The 20,310-nt window shown below is 66.8% G+C and carries 16 protein-coding genes; 7 read left to right on the top strand and 9 right to left on the bottom strand.

Going from position 1 to position 20,310, the window contains the following annotated elements; translation table 11 throughout:
* Nucleotides 1–78 precede the first annotated feature (78 nt).
* Complete coding sequence (locus tag P3T41_RS20325; protein ID WP_280691383.1) at nt 79–1,368, top strand: glycosyltransferase; 1,290 nt, start codon at nt 79–81, stop codon at nt 1,366–1,368.
* Nucleotides 1,365–2,168: a polysaccharide deacetylase family protein gene (locus P3T41_RS20320; protein WP_280691382.1), complete on the top strand. Its 804-nt coding sequence runs from the start codon at nt 1,365–1,367 to the stop codon at nt 2,166–2,168. The genes P3T41_RS20325 and P3T41_RS20320 overlap by 4 nt, the downstream gene beginning before the upstream one ends.
* Nucleotides 2,169–2,250: 82 nt before the next feature.
* Here the strand turns inward: P3T41_RS20320 and P3T41_RS20315 are convergent, their stop codons facing one another.
* On the bottom strand, nt 2,251–2,694 hold the full coding sequence (locus tag P3T41_RS20315) for a hypothetical protein (RefSeq protein ID WP_280691381.1): 444 nt from the start codon (nt 2,692–2,694) through the stop codon (nt 2,251–2,253).
* A gap of 384 nt (nt 2,695–3,078) precedes the next feature.
* Here P3T41_RS20315 and P3T41_RS20310 point away from each other — a divergent pair, with 384 nt between their 5' ends.
* The 3 genes from P3T41_RS20310 (at nt 3,079) to P3T41_RS20300 (ending at nt 4,859) form a co-directional block, all read left to right on the top strand.
* On the top strand, nt 3,079–3,603 hold the full coding sequence (locus P3T41_RS20310) for a hypothetical protein (protein WP_280691380.1): 525 nt from the start codon (nt 3,079–3,081) through the stop codon (nt 3,601–3,603).
* 447 nt (nt 3,604–4,050) lie between these two features.
* On the top strand, nt 4,051–4,308 hold the full coding sequence (locus P3T41_RS20305; protein WP_348533675.1) for a transposase family protein: 258 nt from the start codon (nt 4,051–4,053) through the stop codon (nt 4,306–4,308).
* A 239-nt stretch (nt 4,309–4,547) separates the two neighbouring features.
* A complete protein-coding gene (locus P3T41_RS20300) occupies nt 4,548–4,859 on the top strand; it encodes a hypothetical protein (protein ID WP_280691379.1) in 312 nt (103 codons plus the stop codon).
* A gap of 434 nt (nt 4,860–5,293) precedes the next feature.
* Here P3T41_RS20300 and P3T41_RS20295 read toward each other — a convergent pair whose 3' ends face one another.
* The 5 genes from P3T41_RS20295 to P3T41_RS20275 form a co-directional block, all read right to left on the bottom strand.
* The gene (locus P3T41_RS20295; RefSeq protein WP_280691378.1) at nt 5,294–6,820 is read right to left on the bottom strand and encodes an AMP-binding protein; all 1,527 of its coding nucleotides are present in this window, start codon (nt 6,818–6,820) and stop codon (nt 5,294–5,296) included.
* A gap of 755 nt (nt 6,821–7,575) precedes the next feature.
* Complete coding sequence (locus tag P3T41_RS20290) at nt 7,576–8,880, bottom strand: hypothetical protein (protein WP_280691377.1); 1,305 nt, start codon at nt 8,878–8,880, stop codon at nt 7,576–7,578.
* A gap of 277 nt (nt 8,881–9,157) precedes the next feature.
* Nucleotides 9,158–10,219, bottom strand: coding sequence for a DUF3533 domain-containing protein (locus P3T41_RS20285; protein ID WP_280691376.1), 1,062 nt, complete (start codon nt 10,217–10,219; stop codon nt 9,158–9,160).
* Nucleotides 10,220–10,659: 440 nt separating this feature from the next.
* The gene (locus P3T41_RS20280) at nt 10,660–11,352 is read right to left on the bottom strand and encodes a response regulator transcription factor (RefSeq protein ID WP_280691375.1); all 693 of its coding nucleotides are present in this window, start codon (nt 11,350–11,352) and stop codon (nt 10,660–10,662) included.
* Nucleotides 11,353–11,581: 229 nt separating this feature from the next.
* Nucleotides 11,582–12,985 carry an amino acid permease gene (locus tag P3T41_RS20275; RefSeq protein WP_280691478.1) on the bottom strand — a complete coding sequence of 468 codons (1,404 nt, stop codon included), beginning with the start codon at nt 12,983–12,985 and terminating at the stop codon, nt 11,582–11,584.
* Nucleotides 12,986–14,328: 1,343 nt separating this feature from the next.
* Here P3T41_RS20275 and P3T41_RS20270 point away from each other — a divergent pair.
* A complete protein-coding gene (locus P3T41_RS20270; protein WP_280691374.1) occupies nt 14,329–15,015 on the top strand; it encodes a response regulator transcription factor in 687 nt (228 codons plus the stop codon).
* A 1,015-nt stretch (nt 15,016–16,030) separates the two neighbouring features.
* On the opposite strand, the gene P3T41_RS20265 is transcribed toward P3T41_RS20270, so the two are convergent.
* A complete protein-coding gene (locus P3T41_RS20265; RefSeq protein WP_280691373.1) occupies nt 16,031–16,624 on the bottom strand; it encodes a hypothetical protein in 594 nt (197 codons plus the stop codon).
* A gap of 496 nt (nt 16,625–17,120) precedes the next feature.
* Between P3T41_RS20265 and P3T41_RS20260 the strand changes: the two genes are divergently transcribed.
* Entirely contained in the window at nt 17,121–18,104 is a 984-nt protein-coding gene (locus tag P3T41_RS20260) for an aldo/keto reductase (RefSeq protein ID WP_280691372.1), read from the top strand.
* 81 nt (nt 18,105–18,185) lie between these two features.
* Here P3T41_RS20260 and P3T41_RS20255 read toward each other — a convergent pair whose 3' ends face one another.
* Nucleotides 18,186–18,605: an NfeD family protein gene (locus P3T41_RS20255; RefSeq protein ID WP_280691371.1), complete on the bottom strand. Its 420-nt coding sequence runs from the start codon at nt 18,603–18,605 to the stop codon at nt 18,186–18,188.
* Between the two features lie 820 nt (nt 18,606–19,425).
* The gene (locus tag P3T41_RS20250; RefSeq protein WP_280691370.1) at nt 19,426–20,265 is read right to left on the bottom strand and encodes an N-acetylmuramoyl-L-alanine amidase; all 840 of its coding nucleotides are present in this window, start codon (nt 20,263–20,265) and stop codon (nt 19,426–19,428) included.
* Nucleotides 20,266–20,310: the final 45 nt, after the last annotated feature.

The following is a 20,310-nucleotide window of genomic DNA, read 5'->3' as shown; positions in this document are numbered from 1 at the left end:
CTCATGTGCCGGCGCGGGATGCCGGCTGGACACGAGGCCCCGACCAGGCCGTGGCCGAAGGCAGGGGAAGGATCCGCCATGTCCGACTGCGACGATTCCAGGCCCGCCCGACACCGACAGTCGCAACCCACCCCTCCGCAGCCCTCCCCGCCGCGGCCCCATCGCCGCCAGGACCTCGCCGCACAGCAGACCAGCGTTCCCCGCGCGGCACCGAGGCGGATCGTCCTGATCTCCGCGAGCATCGGGGCCGGGCACGACGGAGCAGCCCGCGAACTGGCTCGGCGCCTGGGCGCCAGGGGATTCGCCGTCGAATGCCACGACTTCCTCGACCTGCTCCCGCGCGGCTGGGGGCACCTGCTGAAGGAGGGCTACGCCCAGGATCTGCGCTTCGCGCCCTGGGCGTGGGGTTGGGGCCTGGGGCATCTGGAGCGCCACCCGTGGTCAATTGCGCTGGAGCGCGCCCTGTTTGGGCGCACAGCAGGGACACGGGTCCTGCAGGCCATCGGGCCCGACCCGGCCGCCGTGGTGTCGACGTTCCCGCTGGCCAGTCAGACCCTGGGCAGGCTGCGGCGGCTGGGCAGGCTGGCGGCACCGGTGGCCACGTTCCTGACGGACATGTCCGTCCATCCGATCTGGGTGGAGCCCGGAGTCGACCTGCACATGGCCCTGCACGCGATTCCCGCCGCACAGGCACGCGCGCATGGGGCCGCCACGGCCCTGGTATGCGGGGCCGCGGTCGATCCGGCGTTTCGGCCCGCCAGATCCGCTGCCGAACGATCCGCCGAACGGGCGAGCTTCGGCCTGCCCCTCGACCGACCGGTGGCGCTGGTAGTGGCCGGCTCCTGGGGAGCAGGCCAGGCAGAAGCCACCGCACGGGAGATCGCCGCATCCGCCCTGGCGGTACCGGTCACTGTGTGCGGCCGCAACCAGGCACTGCGGCGACGCCTGGCCTCGGCCGGCCTGGGCGTGGCCATGGGATGGGTGGACAACATGCCCGCACTCATCCGCGCCAGCGATGTGGTGGTCCAGAACGCCGGCGGACTCACCTCACTGGAGGCGCTGACGACCGGCGTTCCCGTCGTCAGCTACCGGTGCCTGCCCGGCCACGGGACCACCAACGCCGCCGCACTCGAGCAGGCGGCAATAGCCGCCTGGATTCGGACAGCCGATCAGCTCGAACCCACACTCAGGACAGTCCTACAAACCGGCAGCGCGAGCTGCGCCATACCCGCGGCCGACATCCCGCCCGAGCAGATCATCGAAACGCTGGCCTGTACGCCGCAGCCCTGGCACGCGATGCCCCCGTCAGCCGCGCCACCGCCCCTGAGACGGCCCCGGCCGCGCCTTGGCACGGAGACGGTCCAGTGAGACGGGCGCTTCCTCCGCCGGACCGGACACAGCCGGGCGGGCCACCCGGCACCTCGGCGCTGCTTGCCTCGATCCGGCTACTGCAGGCAAAGCTGACGCTGCCTGAGGTCAACGGCCGGGGAGACCCCACCCATGTCGCCCTCACCTTCGACGACGGCCCCGACCCGGCGTCGACACCCCGGTTCCTGCGGGTACTGGACAGAGCGGGGATCCGGGCTACCTTCTTCATGCTCGGTCAGATGGTCGTACAGCAGCCCGCTCTCGCGAAGGAAATGGTCGCCGCCGGCCATGAGGTCGCGGTGCACGGCTACCGGCACCGTCTGTTGGTCACTCGGACACCCGGGGCCGTGCGCGACGACATCGCCCGCGCCCGCGACGTGATCGCTGACCTGACCGGCTCGCAGCCGCGCTGGTACCGCCCGCCGTACGGCGTCTTGACGATCAGTGCGGTCGCCACGGCGACGGAGCTTGGTCTCGTACCGGTTCTCTGGTCCAGCTGGGGCCGTGACTGGAGCGCCAGGGCAACGCCCGGCTCGGTGCACCGGAGCGTGATCAGGTCACTGGACGGCGGAGGGACCGTGCTGCTTCACGACTCGGACTGCACCTCGGACCCCGGCGCCTGGCTCTCCGCGCTCGGAGCACTGCCCTACATCATCGACAACTGCCGCACCCGAGGCCTTCGCATCGGACCGTTGCGCGACCACAACTGCCGGTCAGCAGCGAGTTGGCCGAGCAGCCCAGCAGCAGGTTTCCGCGGCCTGGGGACGAGCACCAGATCGGTCGCAGACCCAGCCGACTGACTGCGGCCGAGGCACGCCGGTCCACGGGGCGACGCAAGGCGAACCGGGAGGACGGGGCAGGGCTGCGCCCGCTGCGGGCGGGTCAGCCGGGTGGTCCGCCACCCGGGGCCCTGCCCTTGTGGGGGCTCCCGCTGCCGCCTGAGATGTCCGTGCGCAGCTGCTTGATCAGCTCGTCGTGGCCTGCGACTTCCTGTCGCAGCCTGGCGTTCTCATCCGCGAGACGTGCGATCTGCTGTTCGAGGTGCGCGACCTGCGCCAGACGCGGATCGACGATCTCCCCCGCCTCCTGGAGCTCCTTCAGGCGGTGCTCGAACTCCTCGGCCAGATGCTGGTAGGCGCCAGGATGCACGGAGCCGTCACGGGCCCGCCTGGAATAGAAGCCGGTGCGGGCAACCCCTGCCATGGAGGCGAGCGTCGTGAGGTCGTACTTGCCGTCCAGGGGCAGGTCGCCCTGCAGCAGCTGCTCTATCGCCGCGCGAACGGCGGCCACGTTGCGGGCTTTGTCCTTTCCGGTGAGCCGGGACATCTCACTCTCCTCGGGAACCCTACGGATGCCAGTAGCGAAAACGCCGACAAGCCTGGCGCAGGCAGGCCGCAGCCTCCGCAAAGCTCCGGTCCGCAACAGCGCTACGGATTGCCTTGGAATAGGCCCCGTGGCCAGTCACATGACGTTGAACCGCTCGGCCTGTCATTGTTTGAGCGGCGGTGGGATTGGTGTTCCTTTATCGGCTCGGCGCACTTTACGGCTTTCCCCGACGGCGTGACATCTGGCTCGCTGCTTGTTCTCTCGAGCCGGGGCCGCCCGAGGTCAGGAGCGCATTGCGGGGGACGGCCGCTTGCAGGCCAGAACAGCTGCCAAAGCCTTGGAGAATTCTTGGTAAGCCCTGGATTGGCGAGGTGCTTGATTTCGGTGGGCGTATTCCGGGTGGTGGGGTCGGACGGTTTCGGGGTACTCGTGCGTCCCATTAGCTTTCCCAGGCATCCAGCCAGCCACGCCATCCGTTTATGGTGGGGCTTATCTCCTGATGGTACCGATGCAACCCCCTTCTTGAACCCCGCGAGCGCCTCGGCCGATTTGACAATGCCTTTGTCTTTAGGGCCGAATTCCATGGCTTTCAGTTCTCCATCGAGCCTGCCGAGGAGTCGCTCCATTTCCGCTCCCGGCTTCGCCTTCTCGGCGTTTTGCATAAGTTTTGACTGCGTTTTCGATTCCATTTTTCCGGTCGTCATTGAAGACGTACTCGTTGGGATTTTTGCCTTGTTTTGCGATGCTTGCTTTGGTGAAGTCGAAGACTTTCGCATGAGGGTCGAAAGTCTTGTCACGTCTGGCGGAACTGATAGCATTCCGCGTCGGTTTCGTCAGTTTGGCGTGGGCGAAGGTGGCCCTGATGGCGATATCAGCGAGGGTCTCTTCTCTTGCTTTTGGCTTTGGTGAGATGTCCTTACCGGCTGGCGAGGTGAAATTTGACTCTGCGCTTCCCTATCATTGAGGTGGCCATCGCCATTGTCATCCTTGCTCGTATCATCGGGGGCGGGGTAAACGCTAACGCGAGTACGTAAGAAGTAGCGGTCCGGAGTGGGGCCTGGCAGAGGCGGCGGCGCAACGTTTGCCCACGGCACCGGGAGACCGAGGCCGCAATCCGCGGCGTCGGGGGTACAGTTCGGCGTCCGGGTACTGGTCAGGGCTGATTCAAAGTCCTGGTGATCATGCAGAGTCGCAGGTCCTGGCGGTGTGAGGGTCGGTCGGGTTGGGCCGTTACACAGACATCGAGGCTCCGGTTGGAGTGGGTGACCGTCCAAGTCGCCCTGTCGAGCCGGAACCGCGATGTGCCGCCGGTCTGCCACCGTCTGTCTGGTCAAGTCGCCCACATCCCAGTAGCGCGTGATCACGCGACTGCCGCGGCGCCTTGAGGCCCTGGCTGATCCGAGCGGCCGGCGTGGCAGGCGTCACCCGCTCGTGGGTGTGCTGCTGGTGGCCTGCTCGGTGGTGGTGGCCGGTGCTCGCTCGTTGGCCGCGATCGGCCAGCGGGCGAGGTCGGCGCCGCAGGACACGTTGGCCCGGCTCGAGATCACCTGCTTCGCCGCCCAACTCGCCCCCTACGACCGTGGGAGACAAGCGGGCGCACTACGTCTTCACTGAGCCGTTTCAGGGTGGCCACCGATCGAGTGACGGCTGGGCGGTCGGGGGCGAGGAAGATACGGACAGGATCCCAGGCAGTTGAGTGAGGTATCTGACGTCTCAACTCTGTCTCCTCGCCCGCTGTGCCCCTGGCCTGACCCAAGCCCCGGGGTCGGCGACGGCCGCGCTGACTACTCGGGCAAGCACCGCCGCCACGGCGTGAACCTCCAGGTCATCACCAGCACCGAAGGCAAGCTCGCATGGGTCTCGCGAGCCCTGCCCGGCGCACCCACGACCTGACCGCAGCCCGCATGCACCGCATCGTGAAGACCTGCGCCAGGCTCCGCATCGCCGTTCTGGCCTACACCGGCGCGGGCGGCACGTTCGCGGTACCGATGAGGCGCAAGCCCAGCCAGGAAACCACCGCTGGGCAAAGTTCGTTGAACCGGGCCCACACCCGACTCCGCTCCCCGGACGAACGCAGCGTGGCCACCATCAAGCAATGGCAGATCTTCCGCCGAGCCCGTTGCAGTGCCGACAAGCCGGGTGTCCTCATCGGCCCCATCACCTGATCGGTGGCCGCCCTGAAAAGCTCACTGATCGCCTCTGGTGAGCTTTAAGTACTGAAATCCCACTCACGGATGAAGCCGTGATGGAGATGCTCGGTATCGGCCTCCGGGAAGCGGGAAAGGGAGTCATCACGATTCCGGGGGTGGCGTATCGTGATGACTCCCAGCTTCCCAGTCGGGGGAGAGCTGAGAAGCAATAGAAAGATAAAGCTCACAAAATGCTGCAGTCAAGTCATGGGCTTATCTTTTAACATTATTTATGCCTGAAGGGAGTGGTGCGGGGTGGGTGGCAGTTGTGCACGCTCGGCCTGCCGCTCGGGCCCGTTGCCGGAAGCGGGAGCCGCCAGCATCGCAGCTGCGCCGCCAGGAGGCGGGTCAGGGTGAGCGCGGACTTCCTGGTCGGCTGGGTCCCACCGGGAACAGGCAACTGCGAGGCCTCACCCGAGTTCCTCACTCTGCAGGCGCAGCAGTTCCCTGTCCGCCGTGCCGGCGTCGGTCAGCGGCAGGATGTCGCGGAACTCGATACGGGTGGGCTCGTGCGACACGCCCAATCGCTCGCGCACCATGGCCCGCAGCTCGTTCTCGTCAATTCCGCTGTCAGCCAGGGGCACGACAGCGGCGTGAACGAGCTCGCTGCCGTGGGCGTCCCGGACCCCGAAGACGGCGCTCTCCTGGATACGGGGATGGCAGGTGAGCAGGTTCTCCACATCGCAGCGGAGGACCGGGCCGGCACCTGTGGCGATCACGTCCGACCGGCCGACGACGGTCAGGTAGCCCTCGCTGTCCAGACAGCCCAAGTCGCCGGTGCGCAACCAGCCGTCCCGCAGCACCTCGGCGGTCAGTTCGGGCTGTTGCCAGTATCCCTGCATGAGCCCTGTGGAGCGCACGCAGATCTCACCCCGTTCTCCCGCGGGCAAATCGCGGCCGGACGCGTCGCGAATCGTGACCTCTACGCCGGGTAGCGCCTGCCCGGCGGACCGCAGCCGCTCGGATCGATGCAGGTCATGGCTGTCGGTGTCCAGGACGCTGATGATCCCTGCCTCCCGTTGCCCGTAGAGCTGGACCAGCACCGGCCCGAACTGTCGCAGCGCGTCGGCGATCCGCGCCGGTGAAGCCGGGCAGCCCCCGTAGAGGAGGCGACGCAGGTGCGAGGTGTCGGCACGCTTGGCCTGCGGATGGCCCATCAGCTGATAGAGCAGGGAGGGCGGCAGGAACAGATCGGTGATCACTTCACGTTCGATCACATCGAGAACGGCCACGGCATCGAAGCCTTCCATCAGCACAACGCATCCGCCCACACGTAAAATGCTGTCGGCCAGGGGGCCTGCGGTGTGCGCGAGAGTGGTGCACACCAGCAGACGGGGCGCACCCTGTGACTCCGTCGGCATCCATGGGCCGAACTGCCGTATCTGCTCGTAGGTATGGCACACGCCCTGCACGCGCCTGCCGCGGGAGTAGCTGATGGTCCTTACGTCCTGCGGTTGTGCCTGGCTGGGCACGGACACAGCCGGGTAGTCAGCGGCCATCTCCAGGAGATCCGCACCGATCGGGGCAGGGCCCAGTGTGAGAACAGTCTCCAGCCGGACCCGCTCGGCGATGCTCTTGGCCTGCTCGGTGCACCGGGGGTCGACGATCAGCACACGGGTCTTCCCGTCGCGGACTGCCTCGGCCTGCGCCGCGGAAGGCAGGTTGTTGTACAAGTGGCTGACCCTGCAGCCGAGGAGGCTCGCGGCATAGCGCACGGCCAGGGTCTGCGGCAGGTTTCCGCTGAGCAACGTCACAGTGTCACCGCGCCTCAGTCCTTCGACTCGCAGAGCCCAGGCCAGGCGGTAGACGAGGTCGCGCAACTCGCCGGCAGTGATACGCCGCCCCTGGTGCACCAGCGTCTCCCGCTCAGGAGCGGCGCCCAGGACATCAAGGATCTCCTGCACCTCCGTGCGGAACCCTTTTGCTGCTATGGGCATTGCGTATTCCTTTCCCCTGGGGCGGTTACGGCCGCACGGTATGCGGGCGGGTGGATCCTTGGGAGCGCCGGCGGCGCTGCGCTGCCGGGCATCTGGGGCTGCCGATCGTCGGGCGCCAGGGGATGCGCCGGCGCTCGGCGGAGCATGCCGAGGGAGCTGTCCGCGCGCCCCGAGGCCCTGGCGCATCCTGTGCCGTCTCGAGGCGGCATCGGGGTGTGGCGGTAGGAAGACTCGGCCGGCATGTTGTTCGGGCACCGGTTCATGGCCTGCGCGGGTGGCAGAGAGCACCCTTCGAGACAGGACTTCGGGAGCGGGTTGGGCTGTCTACCGGCTCCCAATGCCTGGGCTTGTGGCTTCCAGCGAACGCATGTGGTGATGCGTCACATCGGTCGGAAGGCAGACGATGGCCGCCCCTCGCGGACGGGAGGGCTTCCCGCAGCCCAGCAGCGCGACAGCGCCGTGGGGTCGGTGTTGGCCCGGCGGGGGAGCACCAGAACGAGGCGAGGGAGCTCGAGCAGCGAGGGTGGCCCGACCTGGGAGCTCAGGGCACCACCTGCCACCAACCTGCCACGGGGATGCTGACCCGGTGGCCTGACCGAGCTGGTCGGGCCACCGAGCCGAGCGCACGCCCTGGGGCATTGGAGAAAGGACGCGTGGAGCCGATCATGTCATGAGGCGACGGCATCCGTTGGACTGTCGCCTCATAATTCCTTTCTGCGACAGGCAGTCGGGGGCAGGACCTTTTGCCTGTCTGCCTACCACCTGGGGCCGGGGGGAGTTGTGCGGGGCGGCGGGGGTGGCGGTACGCGGGGCGGTACGGTGCTGGACACAGTCGATCCGGAGCTGGACGCGGTGGGCTGGACGGTTTGTGCGGGCGGCAACGAACCCGACAGCTCGCGCACCCGGGCGGTCGACGTGGTTGACGACATATGAGTCTGCCGACGCATGAGCGTGGGCCGCGGCGGCGCCTCCATTTGTGTGGATGGCTGCTCCATGAGCGCCCGCGAAAGCTTGTCGAAGGTCAGAAGCTTGGGCTTTTCAGGGACGCGGACCGGCGGGATTCCAAGTTTCGTCAACAGCTTGTTCTCTGCAGTGTAGGCACGGATTTCAGTAGGGGACTTGTAGTACTGCTCGTATGCCTCCGCATAGGTAGTGTGCTCTGCATGGAAGAGTTCGGGGAGGTGCTCTTTCACCAGGCTTCTATAGAGCTTCGGATTCCCCACCTCCTCGCACATTTCCTCGAAATCAGCACTCAACTTTTCGTTCCCGATCGCCCTCAGATGATCGGGGAATTCATCCCGGTAGGGGCGCAGGTTTTTTCGGGGGACGCGGGCGTCCGGGGCCTCCACAAATGCGATAAGCGCCCCTGCGCTCTCCTTGAAGTCAGTAAAGATCGGGTCGCGGGTTTTATAGTGCTCACTCGGTCCGGCCGTGGCGTGCAGCCCGATGGCTTCGGAGACTTCTGCTGGCGAGGACCGGGGGACCGGTGCGGGGAACTTCTTCCTCAGCTTGGCAAAGTCGGCTTGGTACAGCTCTATTCCGCTCCTCAGGTCATCTCTGGATGCCGTAGGAAGCGAGATTCGGGCTTGGTCTATGGCTTCGGCGTAGACGAATTCATCTCTGTTTGTCGTGACAGCGAACGCGTGCTGGACAGCGGTATTGTCCGCCTGGGGGTTTTGGGACAGGTGGCCCTGTAGCTCCTGGAACAGGTTCCAGGTATGGGTGGACTCATGAAGCTCTACGGCGGCTGCCAGTGCTGCTTGCTGCCAGTTCATCTCTTTGGGGTCCGTGCGGTCAATATTGAAGTTTGTGGTCCATGTGTTCTGATGGAATGCGGCATCGGCCCGCGCTCCTGCTGTTGGCCTGAAGGTGAGTTTTGCCGGGAGGCAGCCGTTTTCGCTCAGACGGTCGCCGATGAAGTCGTGGCAGCCCTTGATGAATTCTATGGTTCTTTCTGGTGGAATGACGGGAGGATTGCCGACCGCCTTCTGAATGAACTTATCCGCTGTGAACTCGGCAAAGTCGTCGATGAATTCGTTCGTCTCGATGTTGGGTCGCATGCGCCATCCCCAGGTCGCCGTATCCGCCGTGTGGGTATATTGTCCTTTCTGTGTGTTCGGGGGAATCGGTCGTAGTACCACTGTTCCTGCGTAGCGGAGCCGCCACGAGCGTTGCTTCACTTCCCGGGTCCGCTGTGCGGTGAGCACCCGGCGGTGCGGGTTGCGTCCTTTTCCGACGCGATGCTTCGGTGGTATTGGGTCGGTGAGGCCGCGAGGCTGCCGGGCGGTCCGCACAGGCGGACCTGTCGCGAGCGTGAAGTGGTCCGCCCGGACCGTTTCACGCCCACCGCGGCACCCGCCGTTGCTCCTGCGCAGCGCGGCGCAGACAGGCGCCACCGGCGAGCAGTACTGCGCTCGCGGCCCAGGTGGCAAGGACCCACCAGGCCAAGGTGGTGCCGTTACCGTGGAAGTAGGCGGTGTTGCGGACGAGGGTCGTGGCCGCTCCCGGAGGGAGGGACTGGCCGATCGCGCTCCAGAAGGGCGGCAGGAGCGGTGCGGTATAGACACCGCCGGCACTGGGGTTGCCGAGAACGACGAAGAACAGCAGTGTGAAGCCGACACCGAGTTGGCCGAACAGGCTCTGCAATGCCGTGCTCACGGCGGCAGCGGTGAAAGCGATGAGTGCGCCGATGGCCCACAGAGCGGCGAAGTGCCCGGTGAGCGCCCCGTAGATGGGGCCCACGATGACGGCCCCGGCCAGTCCCAGGGTGATCGACTGGATGGCCAGGGCAGCGAGCCGGATGAGCGTGCGCCGCAGGTTGGCCGGTCGGTAGCCGCCGGACATGGCCAGAGCGGTGGTGGACAGGTAGCCGCCGATGACCAGCCCCACGACGAGGTAGAACGAGGACATGCCGCGTCCGTCCTTGGGGTTGGGTGCCTGGACGTCGGTGACGGAGACTTGTCGGCCTTGCGTCCTCTCGATTTGCTGGGTGAGCTGGACAATGCTCTGGGAGACGGCCGATCCCGCGGCGGAGGCCACCAGGAGGACGTCCGGGGCCGCCCCATCGTGAAGGATGAGTGCCGCGTCCGCATCCCGATTCATGATCCGCTCACGCGCGGTCTCGGCGTTCGGGGCGGCGTCGGCTTTGAGCGGCTCACCCGTCAGGGAATTGAGCTCGTCGACCAACTGGGCGGGCGCCACCACGGCAACCGGAATGCGGTGCGGGACGGGAGCATGAAAAGCCCCCACGTACGAGACCATGAACGCCACCGCGACGACCCAGGCTCCCAGAACCAGGGCAACGGCACGGGGGGTGACCGCGTCCTTGAGCTCGGTGGCCAGGCTCCCGGCGTACTGGGCTGGTGCGTCTGTCAGGACGGCCGTTGGGGCAGCGTTCACCTGGCATCTCCAAGGAGGCCCAGGGCTTCAGCACTGGGAGGAATTGGTCCTCGAGTCGTGGGCGCGGAGTGCCGGGGTTCGTTTCGTAGCTGGCCAGCGCGCACTGTCAGTGCCTCCTGTTAGTTTGCTGGTCGTGAAGATCGTCATGCAGGTCAAGCTCCTGCCGTCGCCTGAGCAGGCATCGGCTCCGGGGGCTACCCTGCGTGCGGGCAACCGGGCCGCTGACGTGGTGTCGGTCGCGGCGTTCTAGAGCCAGGTGTTCTCCCGCAACGAGTTGCAGACGATGGCGCACGGCACGGTCAAGGCGGAGTTCGGCCTCTCCGCTCAGTCCGCGGTTCGGGCGGTCAAGAAGGTCGTGGACGACTACGCCACGCTGAGGGCCAACATCCGGGCCGGGAATCTCGGCCGGCCGGGCTCCAGGCACCGGGCCAGCGAGGACGTCAATGCTCGAAGCAGTACCCTTTGCCATACTTGGTGATCAAGTGCCGAGGGTGGGCCGGGTCGGCCTCCAGCTTGCGACGCAGCTGGGACATGTAGACCCGCAGGTAGTTGGTCTCCGTGCTGTAGGACGGCCCCCAGACCTCCTGGAGCAGACGCTTCTTGCTGACCAGAGACCCACCGCTGCGGACCAGGACCTCAAGGATCTGCCACTCGGTGCGCGTAAGTTGGACGGGCATCCCGTCGCGACGGACCTGCCTGGCATGCAGGTCGATGGTGAAGGACGCGGTGTTGACGATGGCTTCTTCCAGGCAGTTGCTCAGCGTCTTGGCCCGACGTCTGAGCGCACGCAGCCGCGCAAGCAGCTCGCCCATGTCGAAGGGCTTGGTGACGTAGTCGTCCGCGCCCGCGTCCAAGGCCTTGATCTTCTCCTCCGTACCGTGCTCTTCCGACAGGACGATCACCGGAGCCTGGGTCCAGCTGCGCAGACTGCGGAGAGCTTGGGCGCCGTCTGCTGTGGGCAGAGCGGGAACCAGAACCACCACATCCGGCTGGCAGCCGGAGGACAGCTCCAGCGCGGTGACCTCGTCAAGGGCCGCATCGGCCTGGTAGCCGCTGGCGTTCAGGTAAGTCACCAATGACCGGGCGGTCTGCTGCTCCTTCTCGACCACCAGGACCCGGGGTACGTCGTTCATACCGAGCCACCTTTCGTACTCAGTTCGCCCGCTGCCCGAAGGAAGGGCCGGACAGCGGCGAACCCCATGAACCAGAGCACCCGTCAGGGCGCTGCCGGCGCAATGCCGTCGTTCTCGCGGATCGCTCCGCAGAAAGGGACTAGGAAAGCCCCGCGCTCTTACGCGCAGAGATGCAGCATGTCCACGGGTTGTCTAAGCGACCCTCATGCCACGAAGCAGAGCCAGCGGATCATCCACCGGAGGCTCCACGCCGCTGCTTCCACAGGCCGGCCCCAGCCAAGAGCGCCAGCAGCACCGCAGAGGGGACCAACTGCTCCGTTCCGCCCTTGGAGGTGGCCAGCAGGACGAACACCGCGGCGATCGCACTCAGCGCGGTCCAGGTGAGGTAGGGGTAGCACCACATCCGCACGGTCAGCAGCTGCGGGGCCTCGCGCTCCAGCCGAGCTCGCATCCGCAGCTGGGAGACGCAGATGAACACCCACACCACCAGCACAGCGATGCCCGTGGTGTCCATCAGCCAGGTGAACACCGTGGTCGGCCAGATGACCCCGGCGACGACGGCGAAGAACCCGAACCCGCAGGACGCGAGGACCGCGCGCCACGGCACGCCGTTGTGGATTCGGTTGAGCCAGCCCGGCCCCTGGCCGCGTTCGACCAGGGAGTAGGCCATCCGCGAGGCACCGTAGATGTTGGCGTTGATCGCGGACAGCAGCGCGATCAGGACGACGGTCTCCATGATGTCGGCCGCGCCCGGGATGCCCAGGCGCTGCAGGACCGCGACGTACGGACCCCCGGAGAGGAGTCGGGGGTCGTTCCACGGCACCAGGGTCACGATCAGCGCCATCGAGCCGATGTAGAAGACCGAGATCCGGTACATCGCCGTGCGCACCGCGCTGGCGACGTTGCGGCTCGGCTGGTCGGACTCGGCGGCGGCGATGGTGACGGTCTCCAGGCCGCCGTATGCGAACACGGAGCTGAGCAACCCGGCGACCAGGCCCCCGCCGCCCGTGGGGAAGAAGCCGCCGTGGCCGGTGAGGTTGCTCGTACCAGGTGCGCCGCCGTGGCCCAGCACGCCGCACACCCCCAGGACGGCCACCGCCAGGAAAGCCACGATCGCGGATATTTTGATCGTGGCGAACCAGAACTCGAACTCGCCGAAGTTCTTTACCGCCGAGAGGTTCATGGCGCAGAAGAGCGCCATGAAGGCCGCCACCCAGCCGTATGCAGGGACGTCCGGAATCCAGCTGTGCATGATCCTGCCGGCGGCGGTGGCCTCCGCGGCGACAGCGCAGCAGAGCATCACCCAGTACGTCCACCCCGAGGTGATTCCGGCCCACACCCCGACCTCGTTCTCGGCGTGCACCGAGAACGAGCCCGAGACCGGGCGAGCGGCGGACATCTCGCCCAGCATCCGCATCACCAGCATGACGATCGTTCCTGCGGCGGCAAAGGCCAGCACGATCGCGGGGCCCGCAGCGGCGATACCCGCACCGGAACCCACGAAGAGCCCGGCGCCGATGACGCCGCCCAAGGCGATCATCGACAGATGACGCTGCTTCAGACCGTGCGAGAGCGAGGGGGAAGGGCCTTCGGCGGGCTTCTCCAACTGCGGGGACGCGGAACTGTCGAGCATCATACGGATCCAGACTGTTGGGGAGAGCTGCGCAAGATCTGACACACACGGGAGCGGTTCCCAGACGGCGACGTGGGCGGTTCCAGGCGAGCACCCGGCCTCACCCTGCCGGCGCCGTCACCACCCACGTCCTCATAAGTTGTCGCCGCGCCCTGCGCTTTGGTTCCCGACCATGTCGCACGTGATACGAGATACCGAACGGCAGGCCGGGGGATCGAAGGCCTTTCGACCTCGCCGACGTGAAAGAACCCCGTCTCGGCAGATGCCCTTCGGTGCTCCCGGACACCTCGTCCCGCAGCCCTCACGGGAGCGGAGCCTTCGCGCTCGCCAGTGCCTGCATCGCAGGCCCGTAGGCCCACCTTGGCGGGCAACGGGTCCCTGGTGCTCGACAACGGTCAGCGCCTCGCCGCCACGCAGGCGCTCGCGGCAGCCTTCACCAAGGCCACCGGGGCGAAGGTCGAGATCCGCTCTGCGGCGACGTCCAACTGGCGGGCGGAGCGAGTAGGAAGGCAACCGCTCCCCTCCTCGTGGCCGCGGCCCGCACTGGTGGCGGCCCTCGCCCTCCTGTCCAGTCCTCTCCTCAGCGACCAGGCCGCCGGCGTGGGACGGCACCAGGTGTGGCATCTGCTGACGGGCAGTCAATTCACGACGCCGATATGGATGAGCGCGATAATCGTGACCGCCTCGGCAGGGCTATCGGGCCCTGACGGGGACCGTCACGGCCTGGCTTGTCGAGGCGGTCACCTTGCCCGGGCGCCGGATGCGGTGGATCCTGCCCGCCACACCGTTCCTGAACAGTGATTAGGAGTGACCGTGGTGGTCATCCGGATGACTGCGCGTGTCCCGAACGGTGTTGGGTGCGCTGGTCGCCCGCTGTTCGTTAGCCTCGCTGTTTCGGTTCGCGTCGGCTGCTCTGGGGTGATCCCTGTGTCGGAGGTCGCGGGGCTGCCGTCGGTCGTTGGGCATGCCGAGGGCCCCGCGCGATGGCCGGGTGCTCCTGGGTCCTCGGGTTGTGGTGGTCAAGGGCGGCTTCGTCTGTCAGGTGGCCGGTCGGGGCAGTGTCAACAGGTGGTCGAACGCCGTGGTCAGTTCGTGGTGCCAGGGCCAGGTGGCGGCACGATGCCCGAGTCGAGCGGACTCCGTGACGTAGTGGGCCAGGCGGCTGCAGCCGGTACCGCCCGCTGAGAAGCCCGCCGTATCCTCTGGTGCGCCGTCACCGGCCTGACGTGGATATTTGGGCCCCGCAGGGCGCCACACACGTGCCATCGGCGGCCTTCCCGTCGCGCGTCGGGAGCGAGCAAGACGGGCATAGAACCTTGCACCATTGACCGAAAGGAATTCCCATGAGCGCCGCACCGAGAGTCCTGGTGGTGGACGGCGACCCGGCGATACGAGCGTCTCTGATGCACGCCCTCGCCGTTGAGGGATACGTCGTGCGAGGCGCGCCAAACGGCCTGACGGGACTGCGGGAGTCGGTAACCTGGCAACCGCGCGCGCTGGTCCTGGGGACGAGCGTCGCGACCTTGGACGGCCTGACGGTCTGCCGCAGGCTGCGAGCACTCGGCAGCCGGCTGCCGATCCTGCTTCTCACCAGCGGCGACTCGGTCAGCGACCGGGTGGCGGGGCTGGACGCGGGCGCCGACGACTGCCTGGTCGAGCCGTTCGCGCTGGCGGAGCTGACCGCCCGCCTGCGCGCCCTGCTGCGCCGCACGGCAGCCGCCGACCCCGCGCATGTCTACACCTTCGGTGATCTCACACTCGACCCGGACAGTCGCACTGGCACCCGGGCCGGGCGGGCACTGAAGTTCTCACGCACTGAGTTCACGCTGTTGGAACTGCTCGTTCTGCATCCCGGGCAGGTGCTGACACGCGAGCTGATCATGGACCACGTATGGGGCCCGGACTTAGCCGCGCACTCCAGTGTCCTCGCCGTATACATCAGGTACCTGCGTCGCAAGTTGGAGGCCGACGGCGAACCGCGGCTCGTTCACACCGTCCACGGGGTCGGCTATCGACTGGACTCGAATTGACTGCGCCCCGCGGGCTGGAGTCGGGGGATTCCGGCTTCAGCCCGCGCCACCTTTTCTACACAATCAGGGCAACATCAAAGAGGCCTACGAGGCGCTACATGCGGGTTATCGCACCAGTGGCCTGGGGGACCCTCAGTTCAAGAATATGACTGCAAATTCCGGCCGCCTCGGAACCGATCCGCAGTATTCCTCGTCCAGCGGGCGGGATAACGCCGTAGGTATTGCCCGAATGCTCGGAGCAGTACTTAGAGCTGGTGGCAGCAGTCTGGCTGAGGCCCACGATGCCCACACTGCCGGAGACACTTCTGGTGCCAAGGTTCAGGTGGGCTACGCGGTTCGCGCGATGACAGGGTTTTTCAGGAGGTGAACAAGGGGGCATCGCTATGACTTGAAGTCAGTGCCTATGCAAAAATCGTCCTGCGGAGCAGCCGTTAGGTCATCTATAAACCACGCCATCTAAATCTAAGGCATCGCAGCCAAATCAAGCCGGCAGGCACTCGCCGCCAAATAGACCCCTCCCTCAAGCTCCGAGCCCGCCTTCGCCGTGATCACGGTTCGGCATGAACGAGTTGTTGCCCGACCGGTTGTCGCACAGCGGGTCCGGATCCGGGGAGCCCGGACCGTCGGTACTGTCCGGACGGTCTGGGCTCCCCGGCGACGCTCGCAATCGTGCTGCTGGTGGCCTCCTGCTCCAGCAGCACGAGCAGTTCCTCGCCGTCGAGCTCCGAGCCACCGGCTAGCACCGCGGCCGTGTCCCCGTCAGCGCCCGCCTCGACCGCCGGCATCGTCCCCAGCGACGTCGCGGCGGCCACCAGCGAAGATGACGGGATGGACCGCGTCACGCACGCACCACTCGGCCGCCAGGCCCGCAGGTGCGGTGGCTGACACGTGCATCCGGTAGGTGTACCGGATGCACGTGTCAGCCACCGCAATGGTTTCCTCAAGCCTCGTACAGGGCATCGGACGATCTCGCGCGGGTGCTCCGCACGTTCGCACGGAGCACCCGGTCACCTGGTCACTGGAAGGCCGTGACGTTTCCGTCCACGAGACCCACGGCGGTGTGGCTGCCGTCGGGGAAGTTGAAGATGTAGTAGGGCTCGGTGTGCTTCGGGCCCAGCGGCGCCCGCATCGTCACGCTGCTGTACGCGCTGACGTATCCGGCCTTCTTCAGGATCGCGTCGGCAGCGGTGATGTCCAGGTAACTCTGAGGTGTCCAGTCGATGACGTAATCCTCGGTCCAGGGCCGGTTGATGACGACCGGGGGAGCGAACGTGCCCCACCCGGTGGACTCGATTATCGCGGTCTTGTTACCGGGCAGCTGGAAGACGAACTTCCAGCTGGTGATCTTGTTCACGTCATCGGTGGGACCGCTCGCCGAGAAACCGCTGCTCTCCAGCAGCTTGGCGAGCGGGTAGCTGGACTGGACGCGCTGTACCGCAATGGTGGCTACGTCGAGATAGGACAACGTGGAGTCCTGCGTTGCGGCGCTGAGGCTTACTGCGCCGGGTTGCGTCGCCGGGGTCGCGGCCATCGCGCTCCCTACACCACCGAACGTGCAGGCCGCCGTCGCCGCCACGGCGACGATCAGACGGACCACGGGCTTCTTCATTGCTCTCCCTGTGTTGTCTTCCAAAGGCGGTGACGAGAGTCCCCGCACTGCCGCAAAGGTCGCCTGGCGCGGGACTGGGTCCGCGCCTTCTTCGAGGCCTGGCGCCGGCAACGGGTCCAGAACCCCCGGAGCCCGAAAGCGACCCGAACGGCAAGTGGCCACAGGTTAAAAGCCCACGCTGGACGGCGGGAATCAACAAAGGTTGATCATAAAACCCTACTAAAGATGCACCTATGCCTCACCGAAAGCCCAGGTCCTCGGGAGCGGTATTCCCGATAGAGTCGGTATCGTGTAGGGCGGTTAGCTCTCACTGTACCCAGGGGCGCGGGTGAAGTACCGCACGCGCAGGGCGGACGGAAGTCATGGGAGCTGTGCGAGGCGGCGCGGCCGCCGGCTGAGCCCTGCGTTCTGTGGCGTCCCCCGGGCAGTCGCTCGAGTTGTTTCCAAGCGGCCCCGCGACCTCCACGTATCCGGTCAGTTCTTTATGGGAGAAGACATGGAACACCGCGCACTCGGCAGCCAAGGCCTGACCGTGGCCGTTCAAGGCCTTGGCTGTATGGGCATGAGCGCCTTCTACGGCGCTACCGACGAGGCCGAGGCGCTGGCCACGATCGATCGCGCCCTCGAACTGGGCGTCACCCTGTTGGACACCGCGGAGAGCTACGGCCCCTTTCTCAACGAGCGCCTGCTCGGCAAGGCTCTCGCCGGACGTCGGGACCAGGCTGTCCTTGCCACCAAGACCGGGATCGAATTCACCGACGATGGTGTGCTCGTGGGACACAACGGGCGACCCGACTACATCCGCCGCTCCGCCGAGCGCTCCCTGCGCCACCTGGGGACCGATCACATCGACCTGTACTACCTGCACCGCGTGGATCCGCAGGTGCCGGTCGAGGAGAGCATCGGTGCGATGGCGGAACTGGTCAGCGAAGGCAAGGTGCGCCATCTCGGTCTGTGCGAGGTAGCGCCTGCCACCATCCGTCGCGCACACGCCGTCCATCCGCTCACTGCCGTCCAGAGCGAGTACTCGCTGTTCGAGCGGAGTGTTGAGCAGGACGGCGTCATGGATGCCCTGAGGGCGCTGGGCATCGGGCTAGTGGCCTACTCGCCGCTGGGCCGAGGGTTTCTCTCGGGTGCCATCACCAGCCCCGAGCACTTCGCCGCGGACGACTTCCGTCGCACAGACCCCCGCTTCCAGGGCGAGAACTTCGAGCGCAACCTTGCTGTTGTCGCCGAGGTGCGCCGACTCGCCGACGACAAGGGCATCACAGCGTCACAACTCGCCCTCGCCTGGGTGTTCCACCAGGGGGGTGTGGCGATCCCCGGCACCAAGCGGCGGCGCTACCTCGAGGAGAACATCGCCGCCCTCAAGGCGACCGTCACTGCTGACGACCTCGCGGCCATCGAGGCGGTGGCACCCCGCGGCATCGTCTCGGGAGAGCGCTACTCTCCCGAGCTCATGCGCAACCTCAACGGCTGAACCACTGGCCTGCAAGGTTGGCAGAGCCCGAACCTAAAGAGGCCCGTGGAGGTCCCTCTGGTGAGAAACCGCGGCCGGCTGTCAGATGACCAGGGCGGTCGCGCCTTTGATCTCGACAACATCCACCTGCTGACCGGGCTCGTACACCTGGTTGGGGAACAGAGCGCGCGCCGACCAGATCTCGCCGTTCAGCTTGATCCTCCCGCCGTCGTGGTCCACCCGTTCTTGCACGACCGCGGTGGCGCCTTGAAGCGCTTCGATGCCCATCCGCACCTGGGGACTCTTCCGCAGCATCCGGTAGGCGAGGGGACGGACACCGACCAGCATGACGATCGAGACTCCCACGAACGTCAGGATCTGCCAAGTCGCTCCGGCACCGAGACCGGCAGCTACCATGGCGCTGGCCGCGCCGATCGCCAGCAACCCGAACTCCGGGAGTGACGTGATCACCAGCGGCACTCCCAGCAGCGTGGCGAATAACCACCACAACGCGCTGTCCATGGATCCATGCTACGGGGAGAGGGGACGAAAGGGGCCGCTGCGGTTTCCGCAGACGAATGCTCTGGGGCGCCGGACGCGTCGTGTTCTGCCGTAGCGCCGGGGGAGCGGACCTGCGCCGCGCCGCCGGTTTGTGGGGCCGGGCTCGTGCCGGGTACCCGCTTGATCCAGTGCCGAGCTGACTTTCCGACACGGGCGCGGGCACCGCGAAGCGGACGCCGCGGCGTCGTAAAGTCCGGGGATGGATCAGCGGGAGTTGTTTGAGGGCGTGTGTGCCCTGTTGGAGAAGACGGGATTGGTCATCCCCGCGCCTGGAGCGCCAGGTTTGCGGGTGCGCCTTGGTCGTGAGGGTGTGGCGGTGGGGTGGAGGCCGGTGAGTCGGCAGGCGGGAGCGGTGGCACCGCTCTCCTTGACAGCCGCGCCGGGTCGTCGCACGGACAGGGATCCCCAGGGGCTGGGGAAGACGGTGACCTCCGCGGTGTCGATGATCCTGGAGCGAGCCGGCTACCTGGTGGTCAGCCATGATGGCGACCTGCTTGTCACCGGACGGCTCGCCCCTGCAGATGAACTCCGCCTGTCGGGGCAGTGGGCCACTGCTGAGCGTTGCTCAGCGCCCGGGTCCGGTGTGGGTGGCGCGGAAGCGGAACCAGCGTGCACAAGTGCGCACCCTGGTCCTGGCGGCTGCTGAAACGCTTCCGCACAACGCTCCGCGGACCGGGCACAGTGCCGTGTCGTTCTACGAACCCGCCCTGGCATCTTAGTAGGGCTGCTTGTGGTGCATGGCCCCGCGAAGCGAGGGGGCCAACAGTTGATGCATGAATCATCAGTCGGGTTCAAGGTAAGAGGTGAATGCGTCGGCGATGCCTTGGGCGGCCAACTGGCGCCATTGGGGGTCCGTCAGTTTCCGCGCATCCTCGGGGTTGGGCATGTTGGCGCACTCGATGAACACCTTGGGCACGGTGGAGAGGTTGAGTCCGCCGAGGTCCGATGCCGTGACCAGACCCTGCTCGGCGTAGTAGTCGGCGTACGGTTCTGCGGTCGCCGCGTGGAAGTGGTCGCGCAGTTGCTCACCGAGTCGCCGTGAGGGGGCGAGGATGGATGTGGTGTCGGCGGGGCCGGCCACTACCTCGCCGGGCAGGATCACGTAGAAGCCGCTGTTGGTGGCGGGCGCGCCGTCGGCGTGGATCGAGAGGGCGGCGTCGGCGTGGGCGGCGTTGCCGATCGCAGCGCGTTCGGTGATGCAGGGGCCCCAGGGCCTCTCGCCGTCGTGGGTGAGCACGACGTTCGCGCCGCGGTTCTGGAGGATCTCCCGGGCCCGGTGCGCGACATCGAGGGAGAACGCCGCCTCGGGGTAGCCGGTGGCGGTCATGGTGCCGGTGGTGTCGCACTCCTTGCGGCCGTTGCCGATATCCACCTGCTGGTCGATCTCGTCGAGGTGTTCGAGGTTGCCGGCATTGTGGCCCGGGTCGAGTACGACGGTGCGGCCCGTCAGCGGCCCGCCCAGCGGGGCCGATGGTGCACGTTGCTCCTGGAGCCCGCCGGGACCAGGGCCGTTCTCCGTCGATGGCAGGGGAACCAGGCTGTCCCGGGTGGATGCCGGAGCAGCCAGAGTCAGCGCGAGCCCCAGAGCAGCGCTGCCGAGAAGGGCGTGGCGTGTGCGCATCCGCGGTCCTTGGGTGGCTGATTCGGATGACTGTCGCGTATTCAG

This window comes from Kitasatospora sp. GAS204B (assembly GCF_029892155.1).
In the GTDB taxonomy this organism is placed as follows: Bacteria; Actinomycetota; Actinomycetes; order Streptomycetales; family Streptomycetaceae; genus Kitasatospora.
Note: the sequence above shows the minus strand (reverse complement) of the source record. Positions and strands in the feature narration are given on the sequence as shown.